The 230-nt window shown below is 39.6% G+C and carries 1 protein-coding gene; it reads right to left on the reverse strand.

The annotated features are described in order from the left end of the window. Positions 1–230 (reverse strand): transglutaminase domain-containing protein (locus AOA62_RS00080; protein WP_143521692.1); only part of this gene is annotated, 230 nt, incomplete at both ends.

A 230-nucleotide genomic window follows, 5' to 3' on the forward strand; every position in this document is an offset into this window, starting at 1 on the left:
GTTGAATAATTATCACAATATCCATACTGTGTTTCGAATAAGAACTGATCTACATAATCCTGACCTTCCTCCGGGGTAGGCACATTGGTTGTTTCATATTCAAAACCGTTTTCAGAAAAATATTGTTCAACAGCCACTGCCATATCATATCGATTGTCATAATCAGCTACAATCTCCTCAGCTAGTTCCCGTACCCTGTCCGGCACAGTATCTGGTAATTGCAAATATCG

The sequence above is a fragment of the Pseudomonas sp. 2995-3 genome (assembly GCF_002742565.1).
GTDB classification, from domain to species: domain Bacteria; phylum Pseudomonadota; class Gammaproteobacteria; order Pseudomonadales; family Pseudomonadaceae; genus Aquipseudomonas; species Aquipseudomonas edaphica.